This is a genomic window from Acidaminococcus massiliensis, assembly GCF_900095825.1.
In the GTDB taxonomy this organism is placed as follows: domain Bacteria; phylum Bacillota; class Negativicutes; order Acidaminococcales; family Acidaminococcaceae; genus Acidaminococcus; species Acidaminococcus massiliensis.
In genome coordinates, this window is the sequence record NZ_LT608315.1 from 1333430 (window position 1) to 1350034 (window position 16605).

Here is a 16605-nt window from a genome sequence, read left to right on the forward strand (position 1 = left end):
ATCCGTACTCTGGTATAATGAATGCTAGTGTTAAGACTAGGTACTAAAAGTAGGTGGTAGGATGGGTTCTGTGGGACAGAAAAAGGCAAGACAGCAGCGTCTGCAGCAGCTGCTGGCCAGGAATCCGTTTTTAACCGACGAGCATCTGGCCGAAACCTTTCAGGTGAGCATCCAGACTGTACGGCTGGACCGTCTGGCTTTGGGGATCCCGGAACTGCGGGAGCGGACCCGCCACATGGCGGAAGATGCCCAGGAAAAGCTGAAAGCCATTACCAGTGAGGAAATCGTCGGTGAACTGATCGACCTGGAAATCGGCGTCAGCGGCATCTCCATGATGACGGTGGACCGGGAGATGGTGCTGCAGAAAACCGGCGTCTGCCGAGGGCAGTACATGTTCGCCCAGGCCAATTCCTTGGCTCTGGCGGTGATCGATGCTCCGGCTGCTCTCACCGGTGTGGCCAATGTAAAGTACAAGATCCCTGTGACCGTGGGAGCCATTTTGGTGGCGAGAGCCGAAGTGGTCCGGAAACAGGAAGACAAATATACCATTTGGGTAAAGATCAGGAACAACCACAAGGAAGTGTTCCGTGCCAAATTCCTGATCGTTGCCATTCCGGAACAAAGGAGCCAAGAAGATGAAAATCGCAGTTGACGTAATGGGAACTGACTATGGCCCTGCTGAGATCATCAAAGGTGTGCTTCAGGCAGTAAACGAATATGGCTGCGACGTGGTACTGGTGGGGGATCAGGAAGTGATCCGGCAGGAACTGGCCCGGGAGCACCAGGAAAACAATCCTAAGATCACCATCCATCACGCCAGCCAGGTAATCGAGATGAAGGATCATCCGGGAATCAGCGTGAAGAAAAAACGGGATGCTTCCATTGTGGTGGCCACCCAGCTGCTCCATGAAAAAGAATGCGACGCGCTGGTCTCTTCCGGCAGCACAGGGGCGGCAGTGGCTTCGGCCCTGTTCGGCCTGGGCCGGATCCGGGGCATCGAACGGCCGGCCATCGCTACGGTGATCCCCAATGTGAAGGGGGCCACGGTACTGGTGGATTCCGGTGCCAAGGTGGATGCCAAACCAGAACAGCTGGTCCAGAATGCCATCATGGGTTCCATTTATGCTGAACTCCAGCTGGGGATTCCCCAGCCTCGGGTGGGCCTTTTGAATATCGGGGAAGAGGAGACCAAGGGCAACGAACAGTGCCTGGCCACCTATCCCTTATTGAAACAGGATCCTCACATCCATTTCATCGGAAATGTGGAAGGCCGGGACATCAACAAAGGAACGGTGGACGTGGTGGTCTGTGACGGCTTCGTGGGAAATGTGGTCTTAAAGACCATGGAAGGATTGGCTGCCGCCGTCATGGAGATCTTGAAGAAGACTTTGATGGAAAGCGGGATCTTAGCCAAACTGGGCGCTCTCCTCATGAAGCCGGCCCTCCTGCGGATGAAAAAGCAGATGGATGCTTCCGAATACGGAGGAGCCTTGCTGATGGGGGTACGGGCACCGTTCATCATCTGCCATGGCAGTTCCAAAGCCAAGGCCATCAAGAATGCTGTGCGGGTGGCCATCGAACTGACCCAGAAAGATGTGGTGGGGCGGATCCGCAAAGAAATCATGCACGACGAAGAAAGTGGTGAGTTATAAATGAGTAAACCAGCAGTAGGCTTTCTGGGCATGGGGTATTATGTGCCGGAAAAAGTGCTGACCAATTCTGATTTGGAAAAAATGGTGGATACCAGCGATGAATGGATCGTGGAACGGACCGGGATCCGGGAACGGCATATCGCTGCTCCGGAACAGGCGACTTCTGATCTGGCCTTCATTGCTGCCCAGCGGGCACTGGAAGACGCTGGAATCAGGGCGGAAGACCTGGATCTGATCGTAGTGGGGACGGAATCTCCGGATATGAAATTCCCTTCCGTGGCCTGTATCCTCCAGGATAAGCTGGGGGCTGCCCACGCGGCAGCCTTCGACCTGGCTGCCGGCTGCTCCGGTTTCGTCTATGCCTGCGGCATTGCCAGCCAGACCATCTTCAGCGGACTGTACAAACATGTGCTGGTGGTGGGAGCGGAAACCCTGTCCCGGATCCTCAACTGGCAGGATCGGAACACTTGTATCCTCTTCGGGGATGGGGCCGGTGCCGCTGTACTGGGACCGGTGGAAGAAGGCTATGGTATCCTGTCCGTCGACCTGGGAGCCAATGGAGCCGGGGGCCAGTATCTGACCATGCCGGCCGGGGGATCCCGGAAGCCGGCCACCCATGAGACGGTGGATGCCCATGAACACTGCATCCACATGGTAGGGAAAGAAGTGTTCAAATTCGCCGTAAAGGTCATGGGGCACAGCGCCCTGGCCGCCTTGGAAAAAGCTGGGATGGGCAAGGAGGACATCGATCTTTTGATCCCCCACCAGGCCAACCAGCGGATCATCGATTCCGCGGCCAAACGGCTGAAACTCTCTACGGATAAGATTTTCGTGAACTTGGAAAAATACGCCAATACGTCGGCGGCTTCGGTGCCCATCGCCCTGTGCCAGGCACGGGATGCCGGCCGGCTGCATAAAGGGGAGAACGTGGTGATGGTGGGCTTCGGCGCCGGCCTGACCTATGGGTCTCTGGTAGTGAAATGGCAAAAAGATGAGGAGGCCAGAGCATGAGTAAAATTGCTTTTGTGTTCCCGGGACAGGGGTCCCAGAGCGTCGGCATGATGAAGGAGCTGTATGACAATTATGCCTGCGTCCGTGAAGTATTCAAGGAAGCCGATGAAGCATTGGGCTTTTCCATGACCGATCTGTGCTTCAAAGGGCCGGAAGAACAGCTGCGGCTCACCTACAATACCCAGCCTGCCATCCTGACCTGCAGCATTGCGGCCATGAAGGTGCTGAACGAGAATGGGGTGTTCCCGGCTGTGGCTGCCGGCCACAGCCTGGGCGAATATTCCGCCCTGGTCTGCGCTGGTTCCCTGAAATTCGCCGATGCAGTACGCACCGTGCGGAAACGGGGTCAGTTCATGCAGGAGGCAGTGCCGGTGGGCCAGGGGGCCATGGCGGCCATCATCGCCTTGGATGCGGACAAGATCCGGGAAATCTGTGCCCAGATCCAGGATAAACGGAACGAAGCGGTGCAGCCGGTGAACTTCAACTGCCCGGGCCAGGTGGTCATCGCCGGGGCCACGGAAGCGGTGAAGGAGGCCTGTGATACCCTGAAGGCCGCAGGTGCCAAGCGGGCCATCCTGCTGCCGGTGAGCGCTCCTTTCCACAGCACCTTGATGCAGCCGGCGGCAGACCGCCTGAAAGAGGTACTGGATGCCATCGAAGTGGCGGATGCCAAGATCCCCGTGATCGCCAACGTCACCGTCCGTCCGGAACAGAAGGGGGACGAAATCCGCCAGGTCCTGGTGAAACAGGCTGCCAGCCCGGTGCTCTGGGAAGACAGCGTCCGGTACATGATGGAAAACGGCGTGGATACCTTCATCGAAGTGGGCCCGGGGAAAGTCCTCACCGGGTTCGTGAAAAAAATCGACCGGTCCTTTACCGGCCAGAATGTAGAAGACCTGGCCAGTTTGGAAAAAACCCTTGCTTATTTAAAGGAGGTCAGATAAAATGACTTTAGCCGGGAAAGTAGCACTGGTAACGGGCGGCTCCCGCGGCATCGGCCGGGCCATCGCCCTGACTCTTGCGGAACACGGAGCAGATGTGGCCATCAACTATGCCGGGAACACGGCGGCAGCGGAAGAAGTCAAAGGGGCCATCGAAGGCATGGGCCGGAAGGCCATCTTGGTCCAGGGCAGTGTTGCTGATACCGACGGTGTCCAGGCCATCGTGAACCAAGTGGTGAAGGAACTGGGCCGTCTGGATATCCTGATCAACAATGCAGGAATCACCCGGGACGGTCTCCTGATGCGCATGAAGGAAGCGGATTGGGATGCAGTCCTGGAAACCAACCTGAAAGGTGTGTACAATTGTTCCAAGGCTGTGATGCGGACCATGATGAAGCAGAAAAGCGGCCGGATCGTGAATATGGCGTCCGTGGTGGGCGAAATGGGCAATGCCGGTCAGGCCAATTATGCGGCTGCCAAAGCCGGTGTCATCGGTTTCACCAAGAGCCTGGCCAAGGAAGTGGCCTCCCGGGGCATCACCGTCAATGCGGTGGCTCCTGGTTTCATCGCTACTGACATGACCAGTGTCCTCACGGACGAACAGAAGGCTGAAATGGCGCGGACCATCCCTCTGGGACGGGCGGGCCAGCCTCAGGATGTTGCCAATGCAGTCTTATTCCTTGTGTCCGAGGAGGCTGCTTATATAACCGGCCAGGTTTTAAATGTGGACGGGGGCATGGTAATGTAGTATCATTATATGTTAGAGGATTGGAAGGAGGTGAAACGGAATGAGCGAAAAAGATACTTTTGAAAAAGTAAAGGCTATCACCGTTGACCAGCTGAGCGTTGCTCCGGAAGACGTAAAGATGGACTCTACTTTTATCGATGACTTGGGAGCTGATTCTCTGGACATTGTGGAACTGATCATGGCTTTCGAAGAGGAATTCAACACTGAAATCCCCGACGATGTTGCTGAAAAGATCCGCACTGTCAGAGACGCAGTCGAACTGTTGGATAAAGAAGGCAAATAATAGCATCCCATTATTTTCGGAAGGTCCCTGTTACAGGGGCTTTCCGAACTTTATCCATGATCTTTTGATCTGAAATGGGGGATTTTTTTGAAAGTGCCAGTGCTGAAGATTGGTGAAAAAGTAGCAACTATACCTATCGTCCAAGGCGGTATGGCTATACGCTTGTCCACGGCGCGTTTGGCAGCTTCAGTGGCCAATGAAGGCGGTGTGGGTCTGATCGCTGCTTCTGGTCTGCCCTTCGATGAGCTGCGTAAGGAAATTCGCCTTGCCCGGAAATTGTCCAATGGCAAGGGAATGATTGGAATCAATGCCATGGTAGCCGCCCGGGAATTCAAGGGCCTCATTACGACTGCGGCCCAGGAGAAAGTCGATCTGATCGTGGCCGGGGCTGGCTTTTCCAGAGATATGTTTTCTGTCGGCAAGGAATATAATGTTCCCATCGTGCCGATAGTGTCCTATGCCAAGTTGGCAAAAATCGCGGAACGGCTCGGTGCTTCTGCCGTTGTGGTGGAAGGGACTGAAGCAGGGGGCCATTTGGGGACCCAGCGTTCCATTAAAGATATCCTGCCGGAAATCCTTTCGGTGGTAAAGATCCCCGTCATTGCTGCTGGTGGCGCTGTTACCGGCAAAGATGCGGCGGAATTGCTGAAGATGGGTGCCAGTGGCGTCCAGATGGGCAGCCGGTTCGCTGCCAGTGAGGAATCCAATGGATCTCCTTTCTTAAAACAATTTTATTTGAAAATGACCCAAGATGATGTGGTTCAGATAGATAGCCCGGTCGGTTTCAAGGGCCGTGCCGTACTGACTCCTTTTTCCAAGGCGGTGCTGGAGGGACATCCTTTGAAGCCCACCACCTGTGACAGCTGCCTGAAACACTGTTCCCGCAGCTTCTGTATCATCCGGGCGCTGACCCGGGCACAGCAGGGGGATCTGGAAACAGGGCTGGTCTTTACCGGGGCCAATATGTGGAAAATCAAAGAAATCCTTCCGGTTCATGAAATCTTTAGACGAATCAAGGAAGATTTGGACAATATTAAGTAGAGGTGATCCTGTTGAAACGAAGAGTGGTAGTGACCGGCCTCAGTGCGATTACGCCCATTGGTATCGGCAAAGAAGCATTCTGGAACAGCCTGATGGAAGGCAAATCCGGTATTGGGCTGATTACCCAGTTCGATACCACTGATTTTAACTGTAAAATCGCCGGGGAAGTCAAAGACTTCGATTTTGCCGATTACGGCGACCGGAAAGAAGGCAAACGGATGGATCGGGTGACCCAGTTCGCCGTGGCCTGTGCCAAAATGGCGGTAGAAGACTCCAGCCTGGATCTGGAAAAGGAAGATGCGGACCGGATCGGTGTGTGCGTAGGCACCGGCATCGGCGGGATCCATACTTTCCTGGATGCGGCTACGAAATTGGTGGAAAAGGGACCCAGCCGGATCAGTCCTTTCTTCATTCCCATGGAAATCCCCAATATGCCGGCAGCCCAGATTGCCATCGATCTGAAGGTGAAAGGCCCCAATACGGCCATCGTCACCGCCTGCTCTACCGGCTCTGACTGCATCGGGGATGCGCTCCGGACCATCCAGTACGGAGATGCGGATGTGATGCTGGCCGGCGGGACGGAAGCTGCCATTTCTCCCATTGCGGTGGCCGGGTTCGATAACATGAAAGCCCTGTCCCGGGAAAATGATGCGCCGGAAAAAGCTTCTTGTCCTTTCGATAAGAAGCGCAGCGGCTTTGTCATGGGGGAAGGGGCCGGGATCCTGGTCCTGGAAGAATTGGAACACGCCAAAGCCCGTGGGGCACAGATCTATGCAGAACTGGTGGGCTACGGCCACAACAGCGACGCCTATCATATCACCGCTCCGGATCCGGAAGGGGATATGCAGGTGAAATGCATGGAAATGGCCATCAAAGATGCAGGCCTGACGCCGGCAGACATCGACTATGTGAATGCCCACGGCACCAGCACCCATCGGAACGACCTGAACGAAACCAACTGCTGCAAGCGGGTATTTGGTGACCGGGCCAAAGAAGTGCCCATCAGCTCCATCAAATCCATGACAGGCCATCTGTTGGGCGGTGCCGGCGGTGTAGAAGCCGTTGCCACCATCCTGACCATCAAGAACGGCATGATCCCGCCCACCATCAACTATGAAGACGTGGATACGGAAGAAGGCCTGGATCTGGATTACGTGCCCAACGTGGCCCGGAAGGCCGATGTGAAAGTGGCTCTGTCCAATAACTTCGGTTTCGGCGGCCACAATGCCATCCTGTGCTTCAAAAAGTACGAAGACTAAGGGGCTTCCGTGATGGAGGAACAGCGTCAGAAAGAGCTGGAAGGGCTCTGCCACCAGTTGGGCATGGTGATGGAAGACCTGCATCTGCTGGATATGGCACTGACCCATACTTCCTATGCCTATGAATCCAAGAGGAATCCCCGGCCCCAGCACAATCAGCGGCTGGAGTTCCTGGGAGATTCGGTGCTGAGCCTGGTGGTCAGCACCCATATCTATCGGCATTATCCCCAGATGGACGAAGGGGAGCTGTCCAAGCTCCGGGCTTTCCTGGTCTGTGAGGAGACCTTGGCCCAATTGGCTACGGAAATCCATCTGGGTGACCACCTGCTCCTGGGCAAAGGGGAAATCAACCTGGATGGAGAGGAAAATCCTTCCATCCTGGCCGATGCCTTCGAAAGTGTCCTGGGAGCCTATTATCTGGACCAGGGTTTCGCAAAGGTGACGGAACTGCTGGACCGGCTGCTGATCCGCCGGATCCCGGAATTGACCGCCGACGGCATCGACAGGGACTACAAGACCCGGCTCCAGGAAGTGGCCCAGAAAGACGGCCCAGTGGAAATCCTGTACGAACAGGTTTCCGCAGACGGTCCCAGCCATAACCGTACTTTTGTCATGCGCGTCCTGGTGAACCAGGAAGAGCGGGGCAGAGGACGGGGCAGGACCAAAAAAGAAGCCGAACAGCGCGCCGCAAGGGAAGCGCTGAGAGGGAAATAAAAGGGGCTGTGAAATAATAGCTCCATGAACATGAAAAAGGACTTTCGATTCTTGCGGATCGAAAGTCCTTTTTCGTGTTAGAATTTAACTGGGATGAAAAACCTAACTGTGTATTACAGTACCCTCAAACAGGGAATTTTACCAGCATTTTTTTCTGAGTGCCTGGATCTCACAGATTCGGTTTTCACGTTTGACAGATTTATGGAGGGAATCGATTTACGTAAATATCTGAGCAAACTTCCTGCTCATGAGTTGGGAAGAATCAGATATAATCCCGTCAATATGTTGAAAACGGTTCTGTTCGGGTTTATGGATGAAGGATGCATCTCTCTCAGAAAGCTGGAAGATAATTGCAAAGTCAATATCCGCTACCAATACCTTATGGACGGCAAACGCCCATCCTATTGAACCTTTGGATATTTCATCAATATTCGAGGCCAACGCCAATAAATACTCCTGGGTCTGGAAAAAGGGTACGGAGAAATCGAGATTCCGGCTGTTTGCCAAAATCTCGGCACTCCTGAAAGAAATCAACGGGATGCTGAGCTGTAGTGGACTGAAAGTCGAGATCAATTCGGAATATGCTCCTGAATATCTGGAAATCATCCTGAGCAAGTTTCGTAAAATCTGGAACCTGGATGAGGAAAGAGTTGTCCATGGCAAAGGGCACCATAAGAGTCCGGAACAGCGGAATTACGAGAAACTAAAAGAATATCTGAATATCCAGTAGCTGACGCAGGGTATGGTTCATTCAATAATTATCTGTACTGCAGCGAACATGGGATGGAAGCCTGTATGAAATTCCCCATGTTCCTCAAGGAAACGAAGGACAAGAAGTATCACGAGGACCTGTTCCGTGCGGTCAATTTCAAGACGCCGGCCGATGGAGCGTTACTCTGTCCCAACGGAAAGAAGTTCAAATTCGTCTACAGGAAAAATATACGAGGCAACCAATATGGCCGTCAGGAAGAAATCTATGAATGTGAGGAATGCAGTGGCTGTCCTTATGCAGAACATTGCAAGAAAACACCTCATAACAGACGGATCAGCCTGAATCGTGAACTCACAAAAATCCATGCTGACGTCATCGGACGATTGACAGATACCCGCGGATTTCTGCTGAGAAGGAACCGTGCGATCCAGGCAGAAGGTACTTTCGGAGTGATGAAGAACGACCGGGAGTATGACCGGATTGTCCGAAGAGGCATGGATTCAGTGAAAATGGAAGTTTTTCTGGTTTCTATTGGCTTCAACCTGTACAAATACCATGGGAAGCAGCAGGCACAAATGGATATGGCATCTTAAATTAAAAAAGCTGATTTTTGGGGGAAAGGGGGAAATATGCCCTTTTCCTCTTGTTTTTTACTGCCGGGAGTGAAAAGGGACAAAAAACAAGGGACTGTGAAGAAATGAATCCTCATTTCTTCACAGCACCTTTTGTAAAAAGGTGAGAGCAACTTTTACATTACGTATATGTTATACAAGTCCATAGGCGTTAAGGATTATGACTATATTCATCAGAAAATTGTTCAGATGATTATGAATATGATTATGAATATGATGGATAAATGGATCAATATAATTCATTAGTCAAAATAATCAGATAGAACTATAATGAAAACAGTGATGAGAGGAGGTTCTACTATGGTAAACAAGAAAAATCTGATTGTCCTTTTAACGCTTCTTTCTTTCCCTGGTTGGATGAATTCAAATCCAAGAGTTGTTTCGGCGAATCAACTCATTCAACCATCCAAAATCCAAATCAACACCAATGTACCTGCTTACACCCATACCTTGATCCAAAATACTGCAAATGGGCTTGTAAAGGGATACTTGGATAGAAATACTATGGTTTGGAAAGGAATACCCTATGGAACAGCAGGTAGATGGAAAGCCCCTCAGCCTCCTAAAAACTGGAAGGGAATCCTCGATGGCACCAAACCGGGTCCAATAGCCATACAGGGAGCCATTGGGAAAACAACAGGACAAGAAGAATGTTTAAACCTTGATGTCTTCCGACCTAATACCACTGAAACCAATTTGCCTGTCTTGCTATATATCCATGGTGGAAATAACCAAACAGGCAGTTCTGCCCAGCAAAGTGCTAATTTCCAACAGCTGGCTGAAAAAGCCAATATCGTGGTGATCCCTATCAACCATCGCCTGGGGGCACTTGGTTTTAACCCTCTCCCTGCTTTGAAGGAAGGAACGGCAGAAGAAAATTCTGGAAACTATGCTGTACTTGATTTTGTACGCAGCCTTGACTGGATTAAAGACAATATAAAGAGCTTTGGCGGTGATCCCGATAATATCACCATTTCTGGCTTTTCTGCCGGCGGCCGGGATGTAATGGCCCTCCTTATTTCACCGATTGCTAAAGGTAAATTTCAAAAAGCCATTTCTATCTCGGGCGGGATGACAGTATCAGATATGGAATGGGCACAGAATATTTTTGCAGAGCATTTTGCTCCTCTTGTTGTAGCTGACGGTATCAAAAAGAATGAAGCAGAAGCTAAGAAATGGCTGTTAGAAAAGAATCAGGATGTGCGCAATTATTTGATGGATCTGCCGGCTGAACGGGTTGCTGCAGCATTCGGCGGGGCCAGTATCAGAATGTATAAATTCCCCCATCTCTATCCTGATGGAGTAGTCTTGGAAAAGAAAGGATTCGATACAAAGACATATAATCAAGTTCCGCTGATGATGATTACCGGAACAAATGAATTTTCACAGTTTGCCAAAACTGATCCTTATTTTAAACCTGCCATAGCCGATAAAACAATCTTTACCAATCCAGAACTTGCCAAAGAATATAGATTTTCAACCAAATATGGTAGCAAACTTTATGGATTATTCAATGCCGAAGAGTCTGCCGTCAAAATGTTTGATTCCTATAAAGCAGCACCCATTTATACCATGGCAATAGCTTATGGTGGAAATCCTCTCCTGGTAAGTAAGGAATCAGCATTCATCACGGGAGCGACTCATGGGATTTGGCGTCCCGTCATTACGGGATATCCTACAGGCGGTTTCCCTGATTATGCTTTTGCAAACAAAGGGGCTTTGGCTATGATTGCCCAGACACAAGCATATATCGGCAACTTTATGAGGACGGGGAATCCGAATGGAAAGGGACTTGTCGAATGGAAAGCCTGGACTGGGAAAAAAGAAGGGCCAGCGCAGCTGATTGTTGACGCAACAGCAGATAAGGCAGTATTTTATCAAGAGTCCCAAAGAGTTCATTATGATGATATCCTTAAAGAAATGGAAAATGACAAAACAATCAGTGAAGCTCAAAAAGAGTTCCTGATTAAAAATGTCCTCAACGAACGTTGGTTCAGCAAAAAGCTGGATAAGCATTTTAAAAATAAGATCCATTGATTGCGAAAAAATACAAAAGAGATAATATGATCTAGGATATGGAGTCATCATCACATGGATTATGGAGCAATGGACTAAAAAAAAGACTGCTGCGCGGGCAGCAGTCTTTTTTAGTCCAGCTTATTTTACTTCGTGGATCCAGCCTTCCGGGCCTTCGATCTCGCCCATCTGGATGCCTCTCAGGGTCTTGTACAGTTTGGTGAGCACAGGGCCCATTTCATCCATCCCGCTGGGGATGCAGATTTCTTTGCCATGGTCTACGACCTTGCCCACCGGGCAGATGACGGCTGCGGTGCCGCACAGACCGGCTTCTGCAAATTCGCTGACTTCGGAGAATTTCACCGGACGGTGTTCCACTTTCATGCCCAGCATATCCGTTGCGATGGAAATCAGGGAACGGCGGGTGATGGAGGGCAGGATGGAATCGGATTTCGGGGTGACCAGGGTGCCGTCTTTCTTGACGAACAGGAAGTTGGCGCCGCCGGTTTCTTCTACAAAGGTACGGCTTGCAGGATCCAGGTACATGTTTTCATCGAAGCCGTTCTTGTGAGCGGTGATGTAAGCATGGAGGCTCATGGCATAGTTCAGGCCAGCTTTGATATGGCCGGTACCATGGGGGGCCGCACGGTCGAAATCAGACACGCAGATGGTGATGGGTTTTACGCCGTTCTTGAAATAGGATCCTACCGGGGTCCCGAACAGACGGAACTGATATTCATCAGAAGGTTTTACCCCGATGACCGGGCCGGTAGCGAACAGATACGGACGCAGGTACAGGGCACCGCCGGTTTCAAAAGGAGGGATGTAATCTTTGTTGGCCCGGACCACTTCGTCCACGGCTTCCATGAACATCTCTTCGGAGACAGGAGGCATTTCCAGACGTTTGGCGGAATCGATCATCCGTTTTGCATTCTGGTCAGGACGGAAGGTGACCGTGCGGCCATCTTTGGTCTTGTAGGCTTTCAGGCCTTCGAACACTTCCTGGCAGTATTGCAGGATACCGGCACATTCATTCAGGACAACGTTGGGATCATCCGTGAGACCGCCTTTGCCCCATTTGCCGTCTTTGTAGTTGGCCACATACCGCTGGGCGATCGGCTGATAATTGAAACCCAGTTTGGACCAATCGATGTTTACACTTGACATACAAACCCCTCGTTTCTTCTTCTAGCTCATGTTACAAAATGAATTTTGTATACTTAATAATATTAATCATCTGCAATGCTTTTGTCAATGGAATATTAGAATTTCCGTTGGGGTGCCCTCAGAAGTTGAACCATTTGGTACAGAAAGGGTATAATAAATCATCATTGCATGAAAGGAGCCTGAAGCCTATGATCCTTCCCGTATTCATCCCCCATGCCGGGTGTCCCTACCAATGTATTTTCTGCAACCAGCGGACCATCAGCGGAGAGCAGGACAGCAGCCTGGAAGGGGCCCGCCGGCAGATTGAAGGGCTCCTTGCCTGGGCCCGTCCAGATCCTTCCAATGAATTGGCCTTTTATGGAGGGTCTTTCACGGCTTTGCCCATGGATCGGCAGCGGGCCCTCTTGGAATTGGCGGAAACCTATCGGGCAAGGGGATTGTTCGGCCCTCTGAGGCTGTCCACCCGACCCGATGCCATCACCCTGGAGATCTTGGCGCTGCTCCGGGAGCACCAGGTAGAAACCATCGAGCTGGGGGCACAGTCCTTGGATGACCGAGTCTTGGCTGCTGCCCGGCGGGGCCATACGGGAGCTCAGGTCCGAGAGGCTTCCCAGCTGATCCGGCAGGAGGGCTTCCGGCTGGGGCTTCAGCTGATGGTGGGGCTGCCGGGACAGGGAAAGGAAAGCTTGGCTGCTACCTGCCGGCAGGTGGTGGAAATCCATCCGGATCTGGTGCGGATCTATCCAGTGCTGGTGATTGCTGGGACGCCCCTGGCAGAACTGTGGCGCCAGGGAAGCTATCGGGCTCTGACGGTGGATGAAGCGGCAGCTGCCTGCTGGCCCCTGTACCATGCCTTTACTCGGGCGGGGATCCGGGTGATCCGGATGGGGCTCCAACCGGACCGGGAACTGTGCGCTCCGGGCCACATCCTGGCAGGCCCCTTCCATCCGGCCTTCGGGGAAAAGGTAAAGAGCTGGGGCATCGGGCAGCAGGTGCTCCGGAAGATTGCAGAGCAGCCTTCTGGGAATTATAATATGGTTATCACCTGTCCGGACAAGATGGCCTCCCTGGTGCGGGGCCAGCACCGGAGCAATGTCCGCCTGTGGGAACAGACGGGGAAAGTCCGGGTCTTTTTCCAGACGGGAGAAACCTTTGAGGTGATGTTCCATGACAGAAAAACTTTATGAAAACGATTCCCTCCTCCGGGACTGCCAAGCTACGGTACGGAGCTGTGAAAAGAAAGAAGATCATTATGAAGTGATCCTGGACAAGACCGTGATCTTCCCAGAAGGGGGCGGCCAGCTTTCTGACCGGGGCTGGCTGGATGATGTGCCGGTCTACCATGCTTCGGAAGATGGAGCAGAAGTCCGCCATTGGACCCGGACCCCTGTGGAACCGGGGAAGACCGTGGCTGTGAAATTGGACTGGCCGGTCCGTCTGGACCGGATGCAGCAGCACTGCGGGGAACATATCCTTTCCTATGCCTTCTGGAAAACCTGCGGGGCCAACAATGTGGGCTTCCATATGAATGAAGACAGTGTGTTCATCGATTTGGACCGGGAAATCGATGAAGAAACGGCCCAGAAGGCGGAATGGATGGCCAATGGATGCATTTGGGCCAACGAGCCCATCACCCTCCATTATGTAGACTCCACGGAACTGGGGAAATTCCCTCTGCGGAAAAAGAATGAAAAACTTCGGGGCACCGTGCGCCTGGTGGATATCCATAACGGGGACATCTGCACCTGCTGCGGCACCCATCCCCCCTATACGGGCATGGTGGGGGCCATCCAGATCATCCGGTTTGTCCAGCACAAGGGAGGCAGCCGGGTGGAATTCCTCTGCGGGAACCGGGCTCTTCGGGAGATGCACAAACGGAACCGGATCTTGGAAGACACCAGCGATCTCCTGTCGGTGAAGGCGGAAGAAGTGCTGCCGGCGGTGGAGAAACTCCATCAGGAAATCCTGGAGCTCCGGGCACAGGTGCGGGAAAAGACCCAGGAGCTGATCCGTCTCCAGCTGCCGGAACAGTTGGACCAGGCTCCTGTCCTGAAAAACGGGACCAAGCTTCTGGTGCTGACCTTAGAAGGGTCGGCAGCGGACGGAAAGAGTGCCATGAAACTGGCCAGTGCTCAGCCAGGGGTGTTGGCAGCGGTGTTCACCAAAGACGGGGACCGGCTTCTGTATCAGTTCGCTTTGGGGGAAGGTGCGGAAGGAGACTGTAAAGCCTGCTGCGCAAAAGCCAACGAACTTTTCGCAGGCAGAGGTGGCGGACGGCCCCAGAGCGCCCAAGGCGGCGGCACCGCCGGACCGGACTGGGAGGAAAAGGTAAAGGAACTGGTGGAAGAAATCAGCAAGTAAAAAAATCAGCAAGTAAAAATGGGAAAGGAACCTGCGGATGCAGGTTCTCTCCATCGGCCACTGACCGTTGACAGTTGACCGCTGACAGCAAGAGGGTATGGCACGTTCCGTGCAATACCCTCTTGCAACTTTTGTAACAGATATGATATAATTTCTAACGGCTGTGAAGACACAGCTGTCAAAAAACACACGCAGAGTCAGGACGCGGCTGTCTTCTCTTTGGGAAGTTAAGCGAAAAATGATCTGCGGAGGGTAAAACAGGAGGAAACAAAAATGGCAATTGTCTCTATGAAACAACTTTTGGAAGCTGGCGTACATTTCGGTCATCAGACCCGCCGCTGGAACCCTAAGATGGCTCCTTACATCTTCACCGAACGGAACGGGATCTACATCATCGACCTGCAGAAGACCGTGAAAAAGGTAGAAGAATGCTACAACTTCCTGCGTGAACTGGCTGCCCAGGGCGGCACTGTGCTGTTCGTCGGTACCAAGAAGCAGGCTCAGGCTGCCATCAAGGAAGAAGCCGAACGCTGCGGCATGTTCTATGTGAACGAAAGATGGCTGGGCGGCATGCTGACCAACTTCAAAACCATCCAGACCCGGATCAAGAGACTCCACGAACTGGAAAAAATGGAAGAAGAAGGCACTTTCGATGTACTGCCCAAGAAGGAAGTCATCGTCCTGCGCCATGAAATGGCCAAACTGGAAAAATACCTGGGCGGCATCAAAGATATGAAGAAACTGCCGAGCGCCCTGTTCGTCATCGATCCTCGGAAAGAACACAACGCCATCATGGAAGCCCGGAAACTGCACATCCCCATCGTGGCTACTGTGGATACCAACTGCGATCCTGACGAAGTGGATTACCTGATGCCTGCCAACGATGACGCCATCCGTGCCGTCCGTCTCTTGACCAGCAAGATGGCTGATGCTGTCCTGGAAGGCAAAGCCAGCGCTGTGGATGAAGAAGCTGCTGCCGCTGCGGAAGAAGAAGCCGCTGCTGAAGAAGCCAAAGACGCTGAATAAGCATATCATTCCATAAAGGTACAGGAGGAATACTGATGGCAATTACTGCTAGCATGGTAAAAGAACTGCGTGAACGTACAGGTGCCGGCATGATGGACTGCAAAAAGGCCCTGACTGCTACCAACGGGGATATGGACCAGGCAATCGACTACCTGAGAGAAAAAGGCCTGTCCAAAGCTGCCAAGAAGGCCAGCCGTGTAGCTGCTGAAGGCCTGGTGGCTGATTACGTGGATGAAGCCAATCATGTGGCTGTACTGGTGGAAGTCAACTGCGAAACCGACTTCGTGGCCAACACTGATGAATACAAGAACCTGGTGCTTTCCGTGGCCAAACACATCGCTGCCCACAAACCGGCCGATGTAGCTGAACTGAATGACCAGACTTTCGAAGGCACGGACAAGAAAGTCAGCGAAGTGATCACCGAAGCCATCGCCAAGATCGGCGAAAAGATCGATATCCGCCGGTTTGCTGTGTATGAATACGGCAATGATACCCTGGGCCATTACATCCATGGGGCCGGCAAGATCGGCGCCCTGGTGGAACTGGAAGGCGGAGATGCTGAGGTGGCCAAGGATGTGGCCATGCACATCGCAGCTGCCAATCCGTCCTATCTGGATCGGACTCAGGTCCCTGCCAGCGAACTGGACCATGAAAAAGAAGTCCTGGCAGAACAGGCCAAGAACGAAGGAAAACCGGAAAAGATCATCGAAAAGATGGTCCTGGGCCGTATCCAGAAATTCTATAAGGAAATCTGCCTGGTGGATCAGGAATTCATCAAAGATCCGGACAAATCCATCAGCACCCTGCTGAAGGAACACAATGCCAAGGCTAAGAGATTCGTCCGCTTCCAGCTGGGCGAAGGCATTGAAAAGAAACAGGAAGACTTCGCTGCAGAAGTCGCCAGCTTCGTAAAATAACACTCTTGCAAGGGGCTCTCGCTTGTGCGGCAGCCCCTTGTTTTATGAGACATTTTAGATTCAGTCTTGCAGGAAAGAAAAAATTCACCTATAATGATATGGAACGAACGGATGCCGGGCAGCTG

14 protein-coding genes and 2 pseudogenes are annotated in these 16605 nt (G+C 52.3%); 15 read left to right on the forward strand and 1 reads right to left on the reverse strand.

The annotated features are described in order from the left end of the window. Positions 1-61: 61 nt before the first annotated feature. From fapR to BQ2657_RS13625, 11 genes and pseudogenes are all read left to right on the forward strand, one after another. Positions 62-652, forward strand: coding sequence for a transcription factor FapR (fapR, locus tag BQ2657_RS06485; RefSeq protein ID WP_075579903.1), 591 nt, complete (start codon positions 62-64; stop codon positions 650-652). Then, entirely contained in the window at positions 636-1652 is a 1017-nt protein-coding gene (gene plsX / locus BQ2657_RS06490) for a phosphate acyltransferase PlsX (protein WP_075579904.1), read from the forward strand. Before fapR ends, plsX begins: the two co-directional genes overlap by 17 nt. Then, positions 1653-2663 (forward strand): beta-ketoacyl-ACP synthase III, encoded by a 1011-nt coding sequence (locus BQ2657_RS06495; RefSeq protein ID WP_075579905.1) that lies wholly within the window; start codon positions 1653-1655, stop codon positions 2661-2663. It abuts the gene before it with no gap. Further along, positions 2660-3607, forward strand: a complete 948-nt coding sequence (gene fabD, locus BQ2657_RS06500) for an ACP S-malonyltransferase (protein WP_075579906.1) — start codon at positions 2660-2662, stop codon at positions 3605-3607. The genes BQ2657_RS06495 and fabD overlap by 4 nt, the downstream gene beginning before the upstream one ends. Before the next feature lies 1 nt (position 3608). Beyond that, a complete protein-coding gene (gene fabG, locus BQ2657_RS06505) occupies positions 3609-4352 on the forward strand; it encodes a 3-oxoacyl-[acyl-carrier-protein] reductase (protein ID WP_075579907.1) in 744 nt (247 codons plus the stop codon). 40 nt (positions 4353-4392) lie between these two features. Further along, the gene (locus BQ2657_RS06510) at positions 4393-4635 is read left to right on the forward strand and encodes an acyl carrier protein (RefSeq protein ID WP_075579908.1); all 243 of its coding nucleotides are present in this window, start codon (positions 4393-4395) and stop codon (positions 4633-4635) included. Between the two features lie 87 nt (positions 4636-4722). Further along, positions 4723-5676, forward strand: coding sequence for a nitronate monooxygenase (locus tag BQ2657_RS06515; protein ID WP_075579909.1), 954 nt, complete (start codon positions 4723-4725; stop codon positions 5674-5676). 11 nt (positions 5677-5687) lie between these two features. After that, positions 5688-6935, forward strand: a complete 1248-nt coding sequence (gene fabF / locus BQ2657_RS06520; protein ID WP_075581010.1) for a beta-ketoacyl-ACP synthase II — start codon at positions 5688-5690, stop codon at positions 6933-6935. A gap of 12 nt (positions 6936-6947) precedes the next feature. Continuing rightward, positions 6948-7649 (forward strand): ribonuclease III, encoded by a 702-nt coding sequence (rnc, locus tag BQ2657_RS06525; protein ID WP_075579910.1) that lies wholly within the window; start codon positions 6948-6950, stop codon positions 7647-7649. Positions 7650-7871: 222 nt separating this feature from the next. Beyond that, positions 7872-8954 (forward strand): annotated as a pseudogene (locus BQ2657_RS13840) (transposase); the annotation flags it as partial. A gap of 396 nt (positions 8955-9350) precedes the next feature. Further along, positions 9351-10385: pseudogene (locus tag BQ2657_RS13625) on the forward strand (carboxylesterase family protein); the annotation flags it as partial. 765 nt (positions 10386-11150) lie between these two features. Here BQ2657_RS13625 and BQ2657_RS06540 read toward each other — a convergent pair. Beyond that, entirely contained in the window at positions 11151-12176 is a 1026-nt protein-coding gene (locus BQ2657_RS06540) for a branched-chain amino acid aminotransferase (RefSeq protein WP_075579911.1), read from the reverse strand. A gap of 188 nt (positions 12177-12364) precedes the next feature. Here BQ2657_RS06540 and BQ2657_RS06545 point away from each other — a divergent pair, with 188 nt between their 5' ends. The 4 genes from BQ2657_RS06545 to tsf all read left to right on the forward strand — a co-directional run bounded on the left by BQ2657_RS06545 (position 12365) and on the right by tsf (position 16480). After that, a complete protein-coding gene (locus BQ2657_RS06545) occupies positions 12365-13363 on the forward strand; it encodes an elongator complex protein 3 (protein WP_075579912.1) in 999 nt (332 codons plus the stop codon). Beyond that, positions 13344-14537: an alanyl-tRNA editing protein gene (locus tag BQ2657_RS06550; protein WP_075579913.1), complete on the forward strand. Its 1194-nt coding sequence runs from the start codon at positions 13344-13346 to the stop codon at positions 14535-14537. Before BQ2657_RS06545 ends, BQ2657_RS06550 begins: the two co-directional genes overlap by 20 nt. Positions 14538-14810: 273 nt before the next feature. Beyond that, positions 14811-15563: a 30S ribosomal protein S2 gene (gene rpsB / locus BQ2657_RS06555; RefSeq protein ID WP_075579914.1), complete on the forward strand. Its 753-nt coding sequence runs from the start codon at positions 14811-14813 to the stop codon at positions 15561-15563. A 35-nt stretch (positions 15564-15598) separates the two neighbouring features. Then, entirely contained in the window at positions 15599-16480 is an 882-nt protein-coding gene (gene tsf / locus BQ2657_RS06560) for a translation elongation factor Ts (RefSeq protein ID WP_075579915.1), read from the forward strand. The last annotated feature ends 125 nt before the right edge of the window (positions 16481-16605 follow it).

Bases quoted from the DNA above. Each gene is read 5' to 3' on its own strand.
- fabG (WP_075579907.1), top strand. From the start codon at position 3,609: ATGACTTTAGCCGGGAAAGTAGCACTGGTAACGGGCGGCTCCCGCGGC.
- rnc (WP_075579910.1), top strand. From the start codon at position 6,948: ATGGAGGAACAGCGTCAGAAAGAGCTGGAAGGGCTCTGCCACCAGTTG.
- plsX (WP_075579904.1), top strand. From the start codon at position 636: ATGAAAATCGCAGTTGACGTAATGGGAACTGACTATGGCCCTGCTGAG.
- BQ2657_RS06545 (WP_075579912.1), top strand. From the start codon at position 12,365: ATGATCCTTCCCGTATTCATCCCCCATGCCGGGTGTCCCTACCAATGT.
- BQ2657_RS06495 (WP_075579905.1), top strand. From the start codon at position 1,653: ATGAGTAAACCAGCAGTAGGCTTTCTGGGCATGGGGTATTATGTGCCG.
- rpsB (WP_075579914.1), top strand. From the start codon at position 14,811: ATGGCAATTGTCTCTATGAAACAACTTTTGGAAGCTGGCGTACATTTC.
- fapR (WP_075579903.1), top strand. From the start codon at position 62: ATGGGTTCTGTGGGACAGAAAAAGGCAAGACAGCAGCGTCTGCAGCAG.
- fabD (WP_075579906.1), top strand. From the start codon at position 2,660: ATGAGTAAAATTGCTTTTGTGTTCCCGGGACAGGGGTCCCAGAGCGTC.
- BQ2657_RS06510 (WP_075579908.1), top strand. From the start codon at position 4,393: ATGAGCGAAAAAGATACTTTTGAAAAAGTAAAGGCTATCACCGTTGAC.
- BQ2657_RS06550 (WP_075579913.1), top strand. From the start codon at position 13,344: ATGACAGAAAAACTTTATGAAAACGATTCCCTCCTCCGGGACTGCCAA.
- tsf (WP_075579915.1), top strand. From the start codon at position 15,599: ATGGCAATTACTGCTAGCATGGTAAAAGAACTGCGTGAACGTACAGGT.
- BQ2657_RS06540 (WP_075579911.1), bottom strand. From the start codon at position 12,176: ATGTCAAGTGTAAACATCGATTGGTCCAAACTGGGTTTCAATTATCAG.